Source organism: Ruminococcoides intestinale (assembly GCF_040095935.1).
Taxonomy (GTDB): domain Bacteria; phylum Bacillota; class Clostridia; order Oscillospirales; family Acutalibacteraceae; genus Ruminococcoides; species Ruminococcoides intestinale.
This window is the reverse complement of record NZ_JBBMFQ010000002.1, coordinates 39227-55859: the sequence shown is the minus strand read 5'-3', so window position 1 is coordinate 55859 and position 16633 is coordinate 39227. Positions and strand designations below refer to the sequence as shown.

Genomic DNA, 16633 nt, shown 5'->3' with positions numbered 1-16633 from the left:
TATGAGAGGAGGGCCTTCTATTATGGCAACTACAAGAATCATGCCGCTTCATGTCGGCAAAGGCCGCACAGAGAGTCGGGCGATCAGTGACATCATCGACTATGTGGCCAATCCACAGAAAACAGATAACGGCAGGCTCATTACCGGCTATGCGTGTGACAGCCGGACTGCGGATGCGGAGTTCCTTCTGGCAAAGCGGCAGTACATTGCCGCTACCGGACGAGTGCGTGGTACAGATGATGTAATTGCCTATCATGTGCGCCAGTCCTTCCGCCCTGGTGAGATTACCCCGGAAGAAGCAAACCGGCTGGGCGTAGAATTTGCAAAGCGTTTTACTAAAGGCAATCATGCCTTTGTGGTCTGCACTCACATAGACAAGTCGCACATTCATAATCACATTATCTGGTCATCGGTCAGCTTAGAATATGACCGGAAGTTCCGAAACTTTTGGGGCAGCACCAAGGCGGTTCGTCGGCTAAGTGACACCATCTGTATTGAGAATGGACTGTCCATTGTAGAGAATCCGAAACTTCACGGAAAGAGCTATAACAAATGGCTGGGCGATCAGGCAAAGCCATCTCACCGAGAGCTGCTTCGTGTGGCGATTGACAACGCATTATCACAAAGTCCTGCTGACTTTGAAGAACTGCTGAAGCTGTTGCGAGAATATGGTTGTGAAGTCTCAAAGCGCGGAAAATCGTATCGACTGAAACTCTCTGGTTGGGAGAAAGCCGCCCGCATGGACAGTCTGGGCGAAGGATATGGATTGGAAGATTTGCGGGCAGTTCTCTTAGGGAAGAAAGCACATATCCCGCGAAAGAAAACAGTCACACAGGCAGAGCCGCCGAAGGTCAATCTGCTGGTGGACATTCAGGCAAAATTGCAGGCTGGAAAAGGTGCTGGCTATGCGCGATGGGCTAAAGTTTTCAATCTGAAGCAAATGGCGCAGACCATGAATTACCTGTCAGAGAATAACCTGCTGGAGTATGCGGTTTTGGAAGAAAAGGCTGCGGCTGCCACGGCACATCACAATGAACTTTCGGCGCAGATCAAAGCGGCTGAAAAGCGCATGGCAGAGATTGCTGTTCTGCGTACTCACATCGTAAATTATGCCAAGACCCGTGAGGTTTATGTAGCATACCGCAAAGCGGGTTACTCTAAGAAATTCCGGGAGGAACATGAGGAAGAAATTCTGCTCCACCAGGCTGCTAAGAATGCCTTTGATGAGATGGGCGTCAAGAAGCTTCCCAAGGTCAAAGAGTTGCAGACGGAGTACGCGAAATTGCTGGAAGAAAAGAAAAAGACTTATTCCGAGTATCGACGTTCCCGTGAAGAAATGAGGGAGCTTTTGACTGCAAAAGCGAATGTAGATCGAGTGCTGAAAATGGAGGTAGAACAGGATGTTGAAAAAGAAAAAGACCACGGCCAGCGGTAAGCTGGTCCTGGTCAAAAGCGTTCGCAGAACGCGCAGCCACAGAATGAAATTCTGTGTTCAAAGGGGCTTGGGGGCGCTGCCCTCAACAAGCAAGCGGAGAGGAAAATCACAAAGGGATTTTATTCTCTGCGGGCCTGTGTGTATTAACACAGGCATTGCTTGCCTCTTTTCTCCGAAAATGAAAAGAACCAGTGAGAGAATCGTTAAATTTCACTCACTGGCTCAATTCGCTTCAAATTTCTCGGACAACTCTGTAAGTTCTTTCACCGTTTCCTGGGTGTGATGCAACAGGGTGTCACGCATTTCTGGCGGACAGCTGGAATAAAGTATTTTCATCTGATTGACACCCTCATCCTCCAGAGAAATATCTGGATTTATAAGCGTATCTAAAGAGATGTGCAGGACCTTTGCCAATGCTCTCAAAATCAAATAGGAAGGATTCATTTTTCCTTTTTCGATATTGGCGATTTGCTTTACAGAAACATGGCTCAGATCAGAAAGTTCTTGTTGTGTCAGCTCTTTATTCTTTCGGGCTTCCCGCATTTTCTGCCCTAAAGCAGTTAAATCATCAATCGGCATAATCGTTCACCTCAAGAATATTGTATCGTTCCGGTTTGCACAAAGGAATAACCTTATCGTGCTTGCTAAAGAGTATGATTATACCGATTTTATAAATAAAAAAGAAAAAATGTGTTTTAGAGACCGTAGGACTTCTGTTGCTGTAGGCTTTCCTTGACTGCTTCCAAAATATGCAGTATTATATGATTAGCTTTGACTAACCAAGAAAGGAGGGCGTACAATGACAAACCAATACATGACGAAGCTGTACCATGATCTGCTCTCCAACTCTCCGCAGACAGTGACAATAGATATTCCGGCTGATATGGGAACAGGTCAGATTTCGCAGATCGTCACGAAACAGGGAGCAGTTGTTTCAGACTGGAGAATGAATTACTTTTCGGATATGAACGTGCAGGGGGTGAGCAGCGAGGAATACATACAAATGCTGTTCTGCTTCAATGACGGTGTTTCCTGGAATATTGCAGACAACCGGCAAAGTGCCAGCATACAAAAGGGTGAATCCTGTATTTATCGCGGCCACGGGAAAATGGAATATCTGTGCTATTCTAAAAAGAGCGATTTCCTTTTCAAAAATGTGAAAATACCTCTATCCTATTTCTATAAGATTCTGAATGACTACTTTGAGGCTGGTGAGATCGAGGTCTATCAGAAAAAATTATTGGACGGCATATCAAAGGTGAATATCACGCCCTATATGGAACACATTTTTGCGGAGCTGAAAGACTTCACGCAATATCGCGGCGGGTTGGGATACCTGTTTCTGGAAAGCAAGGTCTTTGAGCTGCTATCGGTATATTTGAGCGAGGTCCTGGAGCTGAGTATTCTCGCGTCAACCTACGTTGCAATTTCCAGAAGTGACCGGGATTCCATCATAGAGGCAAAGCGAATTATTGACAGCCAGCTTGCCCTGGCTCCGAGCTGCGAGGAATTGGCGCGGCAGGTCAATATCAGCACTTCAAAATTGACGAAGGGCTTTTCCTCCCTGTTCGGAACATCGGTTCATGCGTATGTCATCGACCAGCGGTTAGAAAAGGCGGCAAGCCTGCTGTTAGAAAGTAATTTGAATGTCAGCCAGGTGGCTATACTGGTGGGATATTCAAAAGCGAGCAATTTCGCAGCGGCCTTCAAAAGGAAATACGGAGTGAATCCGAAAAACTATAAAGCAGAAGCTACGATTGGATAAATGCAAAAATACTGATTTTGGGTAGAATAAAATTGGTTTTGGGTTGGAATCGTGGGCGCAAATTGCTATTATATGTGGTGTGGTTAGAACACTCTAACCACACCACATTTTCATTTTCTCAGATATAAGGAGGATACTGGTATGAGTTCCCAGAAAAAAAGTTCCCGGCTTGAGGGAAAAGATTTAATTACTATCGGCATCTACACCGTCATCTATGTCGTGATTGTTATGCTGGTGGCGATGCTTGGCTTTATCCCCATTTTTATTCCGCTGATGGCAGTACTGTGCCCTTTGATTGGCGGCATCCCCTATATGCTGTATGTTACAAAGGCTAAAAAATTCGGGATGACTGCAATCATGGGTTTCCTGATTGGCCTAATCATGGTGTTCTTCGGCAACGGCTATCTTACTATGGTAACTGGTCTCGTTGGCGGCCTGTTGGCCGACGTGATCCTGAAAAAGGCGGACTACAAAAGTGCAAAGAGTACAGTTCTTTCCTGCGGCGTGTTCAGCATCTGGGTGTTTGGCAACTTTGCTCCCATTTTCCTGAACCGTGAAAGCTATATGGTAATGTTGACTGAAGGATACGGCGCTGAATATGCAGCTACCCTTAATACATATATGCCTATGTGGATTGCGCCTATTCTGCTGGTTGCCTGCTTTGTGTTTGGCCTTGTCGGAGGTGTGATTGGGAAAGCCATTTGCAAAAAGCACTTCCAGCGTGCCGGTATTGCATAATGGCGCGGGAAATTCTGCTCAGCAAAAAAACAGAACAAGGGTTACGGCTCGATCCGCGTACAAAACTGTTGCTCATCTTCATCATAAGCATTTTTGTCATGGGTGGAACAGGCGGAGAAGCTATGGGGCTGATCCGCCTTGTTCTTTGTACGGTTCCGGCTATATTGCTGCTTACCTCGAAACAATGTGCAAAAGCTGTGGGCTATATTGCTGTGTTTTCTGCTTTTTATGCTGTTCAAATTTATGTTTTGCCGCACCTTACGGGAATATTGAATTTCCTCGTTCTGTTTACAACAGGATTCTTCTGCCGAATCCTTCCCAGTGTTGCGATTGCTGCCTATGCAGTGAAAACAACAACGGTCAGTGAATTGATTTCCGGCATGGAAAGAATCCATATGCCTAAAGAAGTGACGATCCCCTTAACGGTCATGTTCCGCTTCTTTCCAACTGTCTTTCAGGAGTCAGAAGCAATCAGTGACGCTATGAAAATGCGTGGGATTAAACTTGGAGGGAAAAAATCTTCAAAAATATTGGAGTATAAGCTGATCCCGATGATTACCTGCTCCGTGAAAATCGGTGAGGAACTTTCCGCTGCGGCAATTACCCGTGGCCTCGGCGCTCCTGTCAAACGCACAAACATTTGCCAGCTTAAATTCAATTTTGCCGATGTGGTGCTGATCTTGTTTTGTTGCTTTGTAGTGTTTTGGGCGATTGCTTCCCCGATAATTTCCGCAGGAGGGATTTTGCCATGATAGATTTTCAAAATGTTTCTTTTTCTTATGGTGAAGAATCCAGCGGCGGAGGGATTAGAAATGTCAATCTCACCATAAACACAGGGGAATTTGTTTTACTCACGGGAGAATCCGGCTGTGGGAAAACAACGATTACCCGTTTGGTAAACGGGCTGGTGCCTCATTATTACGAGGGCAATTTAGAGGGCGATGTCCTTCTGGACGGAAAAAGCGTATCAGATACGCCGCTTTATGACTTGGCTGCTATGGTGGGATCTGTATTCCAGAATCCCAAAAGTCAGTTTTTCAACGTGGATACGGATAGTGAATTAGCCTTTGCCTGCGAAAATTTAGGCTATCCTCAGGAGGATATCCTGAAAAGGATTGACCGGACAGTTTCCGATTATCATATTGAAGATTTGATGGGGCGAAGCGTGTTTGCTCTGTCCGGAGGCGAAAAGCAAAAAATAGCCTGTGCTTCATCAAGTGTATTGCTGCCGGGAATTATGGTCCTGGACGAACCATCTTCTAATTTGGATATGGCTGCTATTGATGACCTGCGGCAGGTCCTGAGCCTCTGGAAAAAGCAGGGCAAAACAATTCTGGTCGCAGAACACCGCCTTTACTACCTTCACGATCTTGCAGATCGTGTGCTGTATGTAAAAGATGGGGAGATTGAACGGGAATACACGCCTGCTGAATTTGACAGCTTATCGGATGGCACTCGAAAAGAAATGGGGCTGCGGCCGTTTTCTCTCTCGAAGTTGAAGCCTGCGAATCAGTATCAGGCGCATACAGCTAAACAGATGGAATTTCAAAATTTCTGCTTTGCGTATAAAAAGCGGGAACCGGAAAGCCTCCATATTCCGAGTGCAGAACTGCCTGTTGGAGAAACGATTGCCATTATCGGTCTGAATGGCGCTGGAAAATCTACTCTGGCCCGCTGTATTTGCGGACTGGAAAAGAAGTGTGGCCTTTTGCAGGTTGACGGGAAAACCCTTGATTGGAAAGCCCGGCTCAAACATTGCTACATGGTAATGCAGGATACCAGCCATCAGCTATTTACCGAAAGCGTGACGGATGAAGTGCTTCTGAGCATGGACAACAAGGATGAAACTGTTGTGGATAAAATCCTTAAACAGTTTGATCTGCTGGAATATAAAGACAGGCACCCGCTTTCTCTTTCCGGCGGGCAAAAACAGCGGGTAGCGATCGCGTCTGCCATTGTGAGTAACCGGGAGATCATTGTGTTTGACGAACCAACCAGCGGGCTTGATCTCAAACATATGCGGGAAGTTGCGCGTAGTTTGAAGTCACTCGCGGATCAGGGCAAAACGCTTCTTGTTATTACGCATGATCCGGAGTTGGTGATGGCGGGATGTTCGTATGTAGTCCATATGGAAAAAGGGCAAATAAAAGAAAGCTATCCATTGGACGAATCCGGCAGTAAAAAGGTTTTGGATTTTTTCCGAATCCGCCAGTGAATTTTAGAAATTATGAATGTCAGGGCCGCCTTGACTGGACAGAAAGATAATGATAAGAGGCCGCTTTACTTTGGCGGCCTCTTGTTTTTGAAGCACAGACAGTACGGCTCAATATAAGGAGGGCTTATGTTCAAAAAAATCTTTGAGTACGCAGGGCCATATAAGAAAAATATGTATGTGGCCACGGTCGTTGTACTGGTCAGCGTTCTTATGGGCGTCCTGCCTTTTGTGCTGGCCTATCAGGTCATTTCACCATTGGTTATGGGCGATTCTGTTGAGACAGAATTTGTTTTATTGCGTGTTATAGGGGTTTTGATCTGTCTTGTTTTGCAGGCGGTTTTATATGGATGGGGATTATCAATTTCTCATAAAGCAGCATATAACACATTGTTCCGGCTGCGGGTATCTCTGCAAGAGAAGTTTGAGAAACTTCCCCTTGGCATTGTGGAGGAAAAAGGGACAGGGACAATCAAAAAGCTGTTTGTCGATGATGTGGATAGCTTGGAATTGCTCCTTGCTCATTCAGTCCCGGAGGGTATCGCAAATTTGCTGATCCCGCTGGTGATTTATGTTGCTATGTTTTGTGCGGACTGGAAACTGGCTCTTATGTCTTTGGCCTCTATCCCGATCAGCCTGCTCTCCATGGTCATTATGTACTCTGTTGGAATGAAGCGCATGGGTCCCTACTATCAGTCTGCACAGAAAATGAACAACACGATCATTGAGTACATCAATGGTATGGAGGTTGTCAAGGTTTTCAACCGGGAGAGTGAATCTTACGAGAACTTCCGCAAGGATGTAACGGACTATCGGGATTATACCTTGGCATGGTATAAGGCCGCCTGGCCCTGGATGGCGATATACGGAAGTCTGCTGCCCTGCACTGTTATTCTGACTTTGCCTCTTGGGGCATGGTTTGTTCTCTGTGGCATAAGCACTTTACCTGATTTGATTTTAGTCCTCTGCCTTTCCCTCAGCATTGGGATTCCTCTCCTGAAAGCACTGGGCTTTATGGAGACGATTCCGAATCTGAATTATAAGATCACGGCACTTGAACAGATGTTAAATGCGGCACCGCTGCAAGCTGCTGAGGATGATTTCCACGGACAGGATTTTAACATTTCTTACGATCATGTTTCCTTTGCGTATCAGATGGCACAGCCTGGCCCAGATGGGAAACCGATAATAGCGGAAAACGAAGTCCTCCACGATATTACCCTTGTGGCAAAAGCAGGACAAAAAACTGCCCTGGTTGGTGAATCCGGTTCTGGCAAGAGCACCCTTGCAAAACTGTTGATCCACTACTATGACCCGCAGAAAGGGAGCATTTCCATTGGTGGGCAGAAACTTTGTGATATGAGCCTGGAGGCATTGAACAGCCGCATTTCATATGTGGCTCAGGATCAGTACCTGTTTAACACCTCCCTGCTGGAAAATATCCGTCTTGGACGTTTGGATGCTACCGATGAGGAAGTAATGGAGGCGGCGAAGAAAGCCCAGTGTATGGAGTTTCTGGAAAAGCTGCCGCAAGGTATTCACTCCATGGCGGGCGATGCGGGGAAAATGCTTTCCGGGGGGCAGCGCCAGCGAATTTCCCTGGCGCGGGCAATATTGAAGGATGCCCCGATTGTAGTGCTTGACGAGGCCACGGCCTATGCTGATCCAGAAAATGAGGAAAAAATGGAGGCTGCTATTGCGGAGCTGGTGAAGGGAAAAACCTTGGTAGTTATCGCTCACAAACTTCCCGCTATAATGAACGCAGATCAAATATGCGTTATGGATCACGGAAAGATGGTGGCAACCGGAAAACATCAGGAGCTGATTCAAGCTTGCCCAGAATACCAAAAGTTGTGGAAAGCGGCTCAGGACAGCGCCGAGTGGAAAGTATCTACTGCAAAGGAGGGAAGATAAATGTTTGCATTGATTTCAAGAATCCTGAACCTCTCCGGGAGGTATAAAAGCCGTATTCAGGCTGCATTTCTATGTGCATTTGTCGAGTCCATTCTCTCCAAAATGCCGATCTTCATGGCGTTTATTGTCTTGGCCGGGTTTGCTGATAATACGCTGACTGGAAAGACCTGTCTGTTTGTCGGACTTGGATTATTAGCTGTTGTAGTGGTTCAGACAGTGGTTCACTATTTGAGCGACCGTCTGCAAAGTGCCGCTGGATTTATGATCTTTGCTGATAAACGGATGGAGTTGGGAAATCATTTAAGAAAAATGCCGATGGGTTACTTTACATCGGGAAATATTGGCAAAATCAGCTCTGTTCTCAGTACGGATATGGTATTCATTGAGGAAGTTTCTATGAGCACCATTGGCAACATGATGAGCTATATGCTGTCTACTTTGGTTTTAGCTGTTTTTATGTTCGTACTGGATTGGAGACTTGGGCTGATTGCGGTAATCATTACCTTGCTGGCATCACTGGTTGCAAAATATATGAATAAGGTTTCCTTCAAGGAGGCTGTCGGGCGTCAAAACCAAAGCGAGAATTTGACGGATGCGGTCTTGTCTTTTGCTGAAGGAATTGGGGTTATCAAAAGTTACAATCTGCTCGGAGAAAAATCTGACGAATTAACGGAAAACTTCAAAAAATCAAGGGATGTCAATACGAAGTTTGAGCAGAAAATGACACCGTGGACCACTGGCTTAAACATTCTCTATGGCGTGGGTATTGCCGCTATCTTCGGTTTATCCGTTTTTTTACATCAGGAAGGCGTACTCTCCCTGGCTTATCTTTTGGGCGTGCTGCTGTTTGTCTTTGATCTCTTTGGACCTCTGAAAGCTCTTTATGGAGAAGCAACCCGACTGACCGTGATGAATGCTGCCCTTGATCGTATTGAAGCGGTATTGGATGAACCGGAACTTTCCGACAACGGCAAGCAGCATATTCCGGCTCAGGCACAGCCGGGACAGCCGGAAGTCCTGTTCAACGATGTTACATTTGCTTATCAGGATAAAGAGGTTCTGCATCATATCAGTTTTGCCATGAAGAAAAATTCTATGACAGCGCTGGTTGGACCGTCCGGTAGCGGTAAGTCCACCATTGCAAACTTGCTGGCGCGACTTTGGGATGTAAAATCCGGCAATGTGACGATAAGGGGCGTGGATATTCGCAATGTACCTCTGTCGGAATTGATGGATCAGATCAGCATGGTATTCCAGCGCGTGTATCTGTTTCAGGACACCATTTACAACAATATCATCATGGGAAAGCCGGATGCCACGGAAGAAGAAGTCTATGAGGCTGCCAGAAAAGCCCGCTGCTATGATTTCATTATGGCTTTGCCCGACGGATTCCAAACGGTGGTTGGTGAGGGCGGTGCAACACTTTCCGGCGGTGAAAAACAGCGTATTTCGATTGCCCGCTGTATTCTGAAAGACGCGCCTATTGTCATTTTGGATGAAGCTACCGCAAGTGTAGATACGGACAATGAAAGCTATATTCAGGAGGCTATTTCCGAATTGGTGAAGGGAAAGACCCTGCTTGTAATCGCTCACCGCCTAAATACCATCCAGAACGCCGATCAGATTTTAGTTATAGACAACGGCCAGATTGCACAGCAAGGAACCCATGAGGAACTTTTGAAACAGCCTGGTATCTATCAGGATTTTGTCAATATCCGAAAGAGTGCGGCTGGCTGGAGTCTTGCTTAATGACGAAAGGAGCTGCCTATGAAACTTCATACTGCCGGAGAGGATTATTTGGAGGCCATGCTTATACTTCAAAAGAAGCTCGGTATGGTGCGTTCTGTGGATGTTGCTCGGTACATGGAGGTTTCAAAACCCAGCGTTTGTTACGCAGTAGGAACTTTACGAGAGGGCGGCTTTTTGACAACAGACGAAAACCATTATCTACACCTGACCGATCTTGGCCAGGATGTGGCTGAAAAAATCTACGAGCGCCATTGTTTTTTAACGAAGCAACTTATATCTATAGGCGTTGATCCTGAAACGGCGGAGGCTGATGCCTGCCGGATTGAACATGATATTAGCGCAGAAACCTATGAACGGCTGAAAGAATTAGTCACGAAAGAATAATTAGATAGCGTATGAACCTGCCCCGACTACGGGGAAAGAAAAAAACCGCTGGCTGGGGCAGGTGATTTTGCACGCTCATTTTAAGTTATTACCCTAACGGCGGTTTTGAGAAATCAGAGCCGCCGTTTCTTTGCGTTTACACAAACCAATGACGACTTGCAGGGACACGGTAGCCGCTTGGAGGTTAATTTGCCGTGTCTCTTTTGCTTTTTCAAAGCTCCCATGATCTACATCAATTAAAAAAAGCATTGCCCCTCCTCCGGGCAAGTATAGCATTGCATCGGCATTATCGTTCCATGTGATTCAGCATAATAATGACTGTTCTTGGCACGCCAGTTTCCCATTGCGGGAATCTGGCGTTTTTTGTTGCCTTTTTTTCGGAGATAATCCGGCTGTATACCGGTGTCGTTCCCCACCTCCATTCGATTCACTCGTCAATCACCCGTGAATCGAAATGGAGGTACATAATGAAGAAAATTAACCTTCGGGAACTTTATCCTAATGTTTATACAACAGACTTTTTTGTAGATGTGACAGAGGAAGTAATGGAGACTATTCGAGCAGCTGAACGTGCGGAGGCTGCGTATGAGCGAAAGATGTATCGTTATAAAGCACAGTATTCTCTGGATTGCGAGAATGGCATTGAAAATGCGGTGCTATTGAAGCCGCAAACACCGGAGATGCTTCTGGAGGAAAAACAGTTTCAGGAGCAGGTCTATGCCGCTGTGATGAAGCTGCCGGAGAAACAGGCAAAGAGGATTTATGCCCGATACTATCTGGGAATGACGGTAAATGAAATTGCCGAAGTAGAAGGTGTAGACCCAAGCCGTGTCCGAGACAGTATCCGCCGTGGATTAAAGCAGATTGTAAAATATTTTTGATAAAATTTCATTTGATGCGCCTGTTTTTTGCCTTTTTTGTCAGTGTTAATAAGAAGGACAAGTTTTCCTCCTTCATCAGTACATTGACAATCGAATAGACAGCACAACAGGTACATAACCCATGTACGAGCGAATATGAAACGCCGCGAAGATGGAGCAGTCAGGGAGGTGATGAAAGAACTGCTTCGGAGCGATCTACGATTTCATAAAACGGATTGTGGCAGATTCGGCGCGATGACTGCATGGGGGCTTAAAGATACTTCCTCACGGCCCGCCAAAGACTTGGGGGGAACCCTGCGGCACACGATACGAACGGTGCTGCGGAGTTATGACAGCCGCGCCAGCGGAGACCTGTTGTGTTCCCATCGTCAGGGGGCGTGGCAAATGTGATGAAAGCTGAGTTATATAAATAGGAAGCGTTTGCAGCTTCCTGTTCAAAATCAGATACCATACGCTGGCAGTTTCGGCTGCCAGCGTATTCATGTGGCTTTGAACAAACACGATGACAAACTTGACAGATTGGAGGAAATATGCTTTATGGAAAAACTTATTACACGAAAAGAAGCAGCAGAAATTTTAGGTATCAGCATTGCAACGCTGGACGCGGCCCGTAACAATGGTCTTATTTCTTATGTGCAATATGTGCAGAATGGCTGTGTGTACTTTACTTCAGCGGGCCTTCAGGAGTATATCGCAAAATGCACCCACAGAGCAAAGCCAGCAGAAAAGAACGCAACTTATCGTAAACCTCGCAGAGCTGGAGTGTGAGCCGGTCCGTATCCTTGCCGGAATCGGAATGGTCTGATAAAACATAGATACAGCGCTGGAGTATATTCTTAGGAGGTGGCGGAATTGGGAAAAAGAAAAAGAGCAATTCCACAATACGGTACAGTTACGCTTAACGGCATAGATTATTATAGAACGCGGGTTCAGAACGCAGATGGAAAACTGGTGGCCCTTTATGCGAGAACACCGGAAGAATTATATGATAAAGAGTTGGGTGCATTAGAGCAGATCGACAACGATACATTCTGCCGGAAATCCCCGACGGTTGCAGACTACTGTGAAAAATGGCTTTTGATGCAGTCGGTTCATGTGAGGGCAACCACGCTGATAGATTATACATCAAAGGTCAGACGGCACATCATAAAAGAATTGGGACAGATGCGAATGGCAGATGTGACACTGGATGACATTCAGCTTGCACTTGTTTCTGTTTCCGAGAAGTCCGCTTCGGTATATAAGTCAGTGCTTATCCTGTATAAATCCATTTTCCGTGCAGCAAAGGAAAGTAAGATTATTGATAACAACCCAACGATTTACCTTACGGCCAAAGGTGGAGGCGTTCCGCAGAAGGACAAAGCGTCATTGACGGATGAACAGGCTGCCAGACTGCTGGATGCCATTCAGGGACTTCCGCCGTATGTATTTGTCATGTTAGGACTGTATGCAGGCTTGCGGCGAGAAGAAATTCTTGCCCTAAAATGGGATTCTGTATATCTGGATGTGGATTGCCCTTATTTAACGGTACGCAGGGCATGGCACACAGAAAATAACAGGCCGGTGATTCTGGATGAGCTGAAAACGAAAGCCGCGCATCGAAATATTCCGTTGCCAGTTTGCCTGGCAGACTGTCTGAAAGAGACAAAAGCTAAATCGCAGTCAGAATATGTAGTGCCGAACCGGGATGGTGATCCGCTGTCCTATACACAGTTCAAGCGGCTTTGGCAGTACATTGTAACCCGAACCGTCAAGGAGCGTTTCTATTATCGTTACGAGGATGGAAAGCGTGTAAAGCACACGGTTACGCCGGTTCTCGGTGAAAAGGCAGCACATAACGGCAAAGTGATTTACAGTTTGGATTTTGAAGTGACACCGCATCAGCTGCGGCATACATACATTACGAATCTGATTCATTCGTCCGTGGACCCGAAAACGGTTCAATACCTGGCAGGGCATGAGAGTAGTAAAATTACGATGGACATTTACGCAAAGGTCAAATACAACAGACCGGATGAGCTGGTAAGAACAATGGGCGGCGCATTTGCCCAGTGGGATGCAGCACAGGCATAACAATTATAAAGAGTAGAAAACAAAGCAGGAGCGAGGCAAGGATGTCTCGCTCTTTGTTTTACATAATCCGTATCTTTGATTAAGTTGATGCTTTCTGATAAAAAGAAGGTGTGAATGAAAGAACACTCATTATCAGGAAAGGAAGATTTGTATGGCTAAGAAAAAACAAAGCGTTCCAGAGTACGGAACGGTTACAAGAAAAGGAACACTGTATTACAGAACCAGAATTACAGATGCCGATGGAAAGCAGGTCAGCTTATATGCGACCACCTGTGAAGAATTATATGAAAAGCAGTTGGAGGCCCGGAGACAGGTGGAGGAAATCATCTTTCGCCGGAAGCATCCGACGGTTGCCGAGTATTGTGAGAAATGGCTGCTGATGCAGTCAGCAAAGGTGTCTACGGCTACTATAAAAGGATACAGACAGAATATGAAGAATTATGTCATTAACTCTCTGGGAGATATGTATATGGAGGAAGTGACTGCGGATGATATTCGTCTGGCGCTTGTTCCGCTGTCTCAAAAATCGAAAGGACTGTATGATACGGTAAATATGCTGATTAAGTGTGTGTTTTATTCGGCAGAGCGCAGTCAGCTGATAACCGATAATCCATGTGTGGGAATTTCAGCAAAGGGCGGAAAAGCATCGAAAAAGAAAGATGCCTTAACAGATCAACAGGTTGCGGTTCTGTTGGATACGGTGAAAGAGCTTCCGCCATATCTTTTTATTATGATTGGTTTGTATTCCGGCTTGCGTCGGGAAGAAATTCTTGCATTGCAATGGGATTGTGTATTCCTGGATGAATCCACACCATACATTTCTGTGCGGCGGGCATGGCGCGCGGAGCATAACAGGCCGGTGATCTCCACCGTCCTAAAGACAAAGGCAGCTAAAAGGGATATTCCCATTCCGAAGTGTCTGGTGGACTGTCTGCGGGAAGCAAAAGCAAATTCCATATCGGAGTATGTGATTGCCGACAGTGAAGGAAAGCCGCTTTCCTATTCTCAGTTTACGAGAGTTTGGCAGTATGTAGTTGTTCGTTCTGCAAAAGAGAGAACCTACTATAAATATGTGAATGGACAGAGCATTAAATATACCGTCAAGCCGACATTAGGAACAAGGCAGAGGAACAATCCCAAGATTCGCTATACCCTGAATTTCGATGTAACACCGCACTTGTTGCGGCATACCTACATCACGAATCTGCTCTATGCGGGCGTTGACCCTAAGACAGTTCAGTATCTGGCAGGGCATGAGAATAGTAAGACAACTATGGACATTTACGCGAGGGTCAAGTATAATAAACCAGAGGAACTTTTCGAGGTAGTGAATGATGCTTTGAACCAGGAGAATTTCGATGAAAAATCACCGATTTCTATGGTTAAGGAATAGGACAACCGACAACAGAAAATGCGAAAAAGCCCGTAATATCAAGGAAAAACGCACCATAGAGATGTTTAGTACGGTCTTAAAGCAGCTCGTAGAGCTCCTCAGTTCTCAAAAAGATAATTGTATATTTGCTATTATCAACCCCAAAGTCGCTTATGGCTTTGGGGATTTTTTCACCTTCGGGTCCTCGGAGCAAAGCTCCTGCGGCACAGCTAAAAACAGTCCACAGGACTGTTTTCTTAACGCTGCTACAGTTCTCAAAGAGATAATCAAATTTACATTGCTTATCAGCTCCGAAGTATCTACTTCGGAGCTTCTTTTTACAACAAATTTCGTAGGGAGGATATTATTCGCCCGCCACAATCAAATTCTTTGTTTATACATATTTAATTTGGCGTAATTAAACTTGTGTATTTATTTTGCATACATGATTAACATTCTATCTTCACGAATGGGGAACGGCGGTTTGCCGTATATATAAAAAGGACTGAAAGATAATCACTTTCAGTCCTTTTGGTGTTTATTTGGTGTTTATTAAATGTTGAAAACTTTTAATGGGTAGGATTACTTATTGTTTTCGTCCTTTTTTTCTTTGAAAGCGAAGAAACGCTGTCCGATGTAGTTGAATGCAACAAATAGGCAAGCGCCTACTATCATTGAGAAGTTTCCTGCAAACTTTTCAACACTCCAGCCGAACATTGTCCAGCTGTTTGCCGTACAGAGCATACTGATGAGCGGAATTGCAATTCCGTAGGCAAGTCCGTAGCATATTGCAATATTGAGTGCAAATTTAACGATTGGTTTCCAGCCCTTGTCCTTGTTTTTGAATGTGAAGTATTTGTTGAGAAAATAGCTTAAAATACTGCCGAGGATGTAGCCGACAAGTGATGAAACCCATTCATTCCAACCGCAGAGGTTAAAGAACAGAAATTGAAGTCCCATACCCACAACCGTGTTTAAAATTCCGACAAGTATAAACTTCCAAAATTTAATGTCAAAAAACTGCTTTATAAAATTACCCATTAACCGTTAATCTCCTTATCATCTTTTTCTTCGTTATCTTCATCTTCAAAATTGGAGAATTTTGTAATGTAAATAGGTCTGTCCTTGGCTTCCATATAAATTTTTCCGATGTATTCGCCAAGAATACCGATTGACATTTCGGTGATTCCGCCCATAAAGAGGATAGCGCACAGCGTGGTGACATAACCGGGTGTGGTAATTCCGAGAAAAAGCGTTTGAATCAGCGTTATTATAATGTATATGAGCGAAATTACGAAGATGATAAATCCCATAACAGCCGTGAATCTGAGCGGTGCAACCGAAAAGCTTGTGATTCCCTCAATTGCATATTTGAACAGACTTGAGAATTTCCATGTTGTCTGACCGAGCTGACGGTCAACTGTTTTGTAGGCAATCCATTTTGTGTTGAAGCCAACCCATGAGAAAATGCCCTTTGAAAATCTTTGAACTTCGCTGAGCTCAAGGATTGAGTCAACCATCTGACGGCTCATCATACGGAAGTCCATTGCGCCGTAGGGCATTTTTACATCTGTAAGCCTATTTGAAAGCTTGAAGAACAGTTTTGAAAAAATTCCTCTGAACTTGCTTTCGCCCTCACGGTCGGCACGCTTTGTCGCACAGCAGTCGTAACCCTCATGTTCAACAGCCTGAATCATCTGAGGAAACAACTGCGGAGGATGCTGAAGGTCGGCGTCCATAACAACAACATAGTCGGCTGTTGTGTGTCTGAGTCCGGCATACATTGCCGCCTCTTTGCCAAAATTTCGTGAGAATGAAATATACTTGATATTGTTAAAAGTTTTCGCAAGCTTTTTCATAATGAGATAGGTCCTGTCCTTACTGCCGTCATTTACAAGTATGTATCTGAAAGAATACTCGGGCAGAGAGTCGATAACCTTGTTGGTTTCAAGCACAAAATGCTCAAGTCCAGCTTCTTCATTATAGCAGGGAACAACTAAGTCTATGGTTTTCATTTTTTACATCACCTTTATAAAGTTAAACTCACCGCATAGGGGTGAGAGTATCCGCACTTAGATTTTAATTATAACAAAGCTAACGCAAAAAGTCT

General features: G+C 45.1%; 16 protein-coding genes. 12 read left to right on the top strand and 4 right to left on the bottom strand.

What is annotated here, in order from left to right; all coding sequences use genetic code 11:
* The first annotated feature begins 22 nt into the window (after nt 1-22).
* A complete protein-coding gene (locus WMO31_RS03980) occupies nt 23-1435 on the top strand; it encodes a relaxase/mobilization nuclease domain-containing protein (protein WP_367999250.1) in 1413 nt (470 codons plus the stop codon).
* 222 nt (nt 1436-1657) lie between these two features.
* Here WMO31_RS03980 and WMO31_RS03975 read toward each other — a convergent pair whose 3' ends face one another.
* Nucleotides 1658-2014, bottom strand: a complete 357-nt coding sequence (locus WMO31_RS03975; RefSeq protein ID WP_009272648.1) for a helix-turn-helix domain-containing protein — start codon at nt 2012-2014, stop codon at nt 1658-1660.
* A 220-nt stretch (nt 2015-2234) separates the two neighbouring features.
* Between WMO31_RS03975 and WMO31_RS03970 the strand changes: the two genes are divergently transcribed.
* The 7 genes from WMO31_RS03970 to WMO31_RS03940 all read left to right on the top strand — a co-directional run bounded on the left by WMO31_RS03970 (nt 2235) and on the right by WMO31_RS03940 (nt 10197).
* Nucleotides 2235-3200 (top strand): helix-turn-helix domain-containing protein, encoded by a 966-nt coding sequence (locus tag WMO31_RS03970; RefSeq protein WP_118192063.1) that lies wholly within the window; start codon nt 2235-2237, stop codon nt 3198-3200.
* Nucleotides 3201-3341: 141 nt separating this feature from the next.
* Nucleotides 3342-3938, top strand: coding sequence for an MptD family putative ECF transporter S component (locus WMO31_RS03965; RefSeq protein ID WP_005601664.1), 597 nt, complete (start codon nt 3342-3344; stop codon nt 3936-3938).
* Nucleotides 3938-4690: an energy-coupling factor transporter transmembrane component T gene (locus tag WMO31_RS03960; RefSeq protein WP_006428309.1), complete on the top strand. Its 753-nt coding sequence runs from the start codon at nt 3938-3940 to the stop codon at nt 4688-4690. Before WMO31_RS03965 ends, WMO31_RS03960 begins: the two co-directional genes overlap by 1 nt.
* The gene (locus WMO31_RS03955) at nt 4687-6153 is read left to right on the top strand and encodes an ABC transporter ATP-binding protein (RefSeq protein ID WP_005601656.1); all 1467 of its coding nucleotides are present in this window, start codon (nt 4687-4689) and stop codon (nt 6151-6153) included. Before WMO31_RS03960 ends, WMO31_RS03955 begins: the two co-directional genes overlap by 4 nt.
* Before the next feature lie 126 nt (nt 6154-6279).
* Complete coding sequence (locus tag WMO31_RS03950) at nt 6280-8064, top strand: ABC transporter ATP-binding protein (protein ID WP_367999249.1); 1785 nt, start codon at nt 6280-6282, stop codon at nt 8062-8064.
* The gene (locus tag WMO31_RS03945) at nt 8065-9813 is read left to right on the top strand and encodes an ABC transporter ATP-binding protein (RefSeq protein ID WP_067543237.1); all 1749 of its coding nucleotides are present in this window, start codon (nt 8065-8067) and stop codon (nt 9811-9813) included.
* A gap of 18 nt (nt 9814-9831) precedes the next feature.
* On the top strand, nt 9832-10197 hold the full coding sequence (locus WMO31_RS03940; protein ID WP_173829126.1) for a metal-dependent transcriptional regulator: 366 nt from the start codon (nt 9832-9834) through the stop codon (nt 10195-10197).
* A gap of 93 nt (nt 10198-10290) precedes the next feature.
* On the opposite strand, the gene WMO31_RS03935 is transcribed toward WMO31_RS03940, so the two are convergent.
* Nucleotides 10291-10446 (bottom strand): hypothetical protein, encoded by a 156-nt coding sequence (locus WMO31_RS03935; protein WP_165858871.1) that lies wholly within the window; start codon nt 10444-10446, stop codon nt 10291-10293.
* A gap of 218 nt (nt 10447-10664) precedes the next feature.
* On the opposite strand from WMO31_RS03935, the gene WMO31_RS03930 reads away from it, so the two are divergent.
* From WMO31_RS03930 to WMO31_RS03915, 4 genes are all read left to right on the top strand, one after another.
* On the top strand, nt 10665-11078 hold the full coding sequence (locus tag WMO31_RS03930; protein WP_367999248.1) for a sigma-70 family RNA polymerase sigma factor: 414 nt from the start codon (nt 10665-10667) through the stop codon (nt 11076-11078).
* Between the two features lie 537 nt (nt 11079-11615).
* Nucleotides 11616-11846: a helix-turn-helix domain-containing protein gene (locus WMO31_RS03925; protein ID WP_008728422.1), complete on the top strand. Its 231-nt coding sequence runs from the start codon at nt 11616-11618 to the stop codon at nt 11844-11846.
* An 84-nt stretch (nt 11847-11930) separates the two neighbouring features.
* Nucleotides 11931-13151 (top strand): tyrosine-type recombinase/integrase, encoded by a 1221-nt coding sequence (locus WMO31_RS03920; protein ID WP_367999382.1) that lies wholly within the window; start codon nt 11931-11933, stop codon nt 13149-13151.
* A gap of 151 nt (nt 13152-13302) precedes the next feature.
* Entirely contained in the window at nt 13303-14544 is a 1242-nt protein-coding gene (locus tag WMO31_RS03915; RefSeq protein WP_367999247.1) for a tyrosine-type recombinase/integrase, read from the top strand.
* Between the two features lie 561 nt (nt 14545-15105).
* Here the strand turns inward: WMO31_RS03915 and WMO31_RS03910 are convergent.
* Nucleotides 15106-15564, bottom strand: a complete 459-nt coding sequence (locus tag WMO31_RS03910) for a GtrA family protein (protein WP_117912380.1) — start codon at nt 15562-15564, stop codon at nt 15106-15108.
* On the bottom strand, nt 15564-16538 hold the full coding sequence (locus WMO31_RS03905; RefSeq protein WP_117950152.1) for a glycosyltransferase family 2 protein: 975 nt from the start codon (nt 16536-16538) through the stop codon (nt 15564-15566). The genes WMO31_RS03910 and WMO31_RS03905 overlap by 1 nt, the downstream gene beginning before the upstream one ends.
* Between the last annotated feature and the right edge of the window lie 95 nt (nt 16539-16633).

What these genes read in the sequence shown, in the direction of transcription:
- WMO31_RS03980 (WP_367999250.1), top strand. Translation starts at nt 23, where the DNA reads ATGGCAACTACAAGAATCATGCCGCTTCATGTCGGCAAAGGCCGCACA.
- WMO31_RS03975 (WP_009272648.1), bottom strand. Translation starts at nt 2,014, where the DNA reads ATGCCGATTGATGATTTAACTGCTTTAGGGCAGAAAATGCGGGAAGCC.
- WMO31_RS03970 (WP_118192063.1), top strand. Translation starts at nt 2,235, where the DNA reads ATGACAAACCAATACATGACGAAGCTGTACCATGATCTGCTCTCCAAC.
- WMO31_RS03965 (WP_005601664.1), top strand. Translation starts at nt 3,342, where the DNA reads ATGAGTTCCCAGAAAAAAAGTTCCCGGCTTGAGGGAAAAGATTTAATT.
- WMO31_RS03960 (WP_006428309.1), top strand. Translation starts at nt 3,938, where the DNA reads ATGGCGCGGGAAATTCTGCTCAGCAAAAAAACAGAACAAGGGTTACGG.
- WMO31_RS03955 (WP_005601656.1), top strand. Translation starts at nt 4,687, where the DNA reads ATGATAGATTTTCAAAATGTTTCTTTTTCTTATGGTGAAGAATCCAGC.
- WMO31_RS03950 (WP_367999249.1), top strand. Translation starts at nt 6,280, where the DNA reads ATGTTCAAAAAAATCTTTGAGTACGCAGGGCCATATAAGAAAAATATG.
- WMO31_RS03945 (WP_067543237.1), top strand. Translation starts at nt 8,065, where the DNA reads ATGTTTGCATTGATTTCAAGAATCCTGAACCTCTCCGGGAGGTATAAA.
- WMO31_RS03940 (WP_173829126.1), top strand. Translation starts at nt 9,832, where the DNA reads ATGAAACTTCATACTGCCGGAGAGGATTATTTGGAGGCCATGCTTATA.
- WMO31_RS03935 (WP_165858871.1), bottom strand. Translation starts at nt 10,446, where the DNA reads ATGCTTTTTTTAATTGATGTAGATCATGGGAGCTTTGAAAAAGCAAAA.
- WMO31_RS03930 (WP_367999248.1), top strand. Translation starts at nt 10,665, where the DNA reads ATGAAGAAAATTAACCTTCGGGAACTTTATCCTAATGTTTATACAACA.
- WMO31_RS03925 (WP_008728422.1), top strand. Translation starts at nt 11,616, where the DNA reads ATGGAAAAACTTATTACACGAAAAGAAGCAGCAGAAATTTTAGGTATC.
- WMO31_RS03915 (WP_367999247.1), top strand. Translation starts at nt 13,303, where the DNA reads ATGGCTAAGAAAAAACAAAGCGTTCCAGAGTACGGAACGGTTACAAGA.
- WMO31_RS03910 (WP_117912380.1), bottom strand. Translation starts at nt 15,564, where the DNA reads ATGGGTAATTTTATAAAGCAGTTTTTTGACATTAAATTTTGGAAGTTT.
- WMO31_RS03905 (WP_117950152.1), bottom strand. Translation starts at nt 16,538, where the DNA reads ATGAAAACCATAGACTTAGTTGTTCCCTGCTATAATGAAGAAGCTGGA.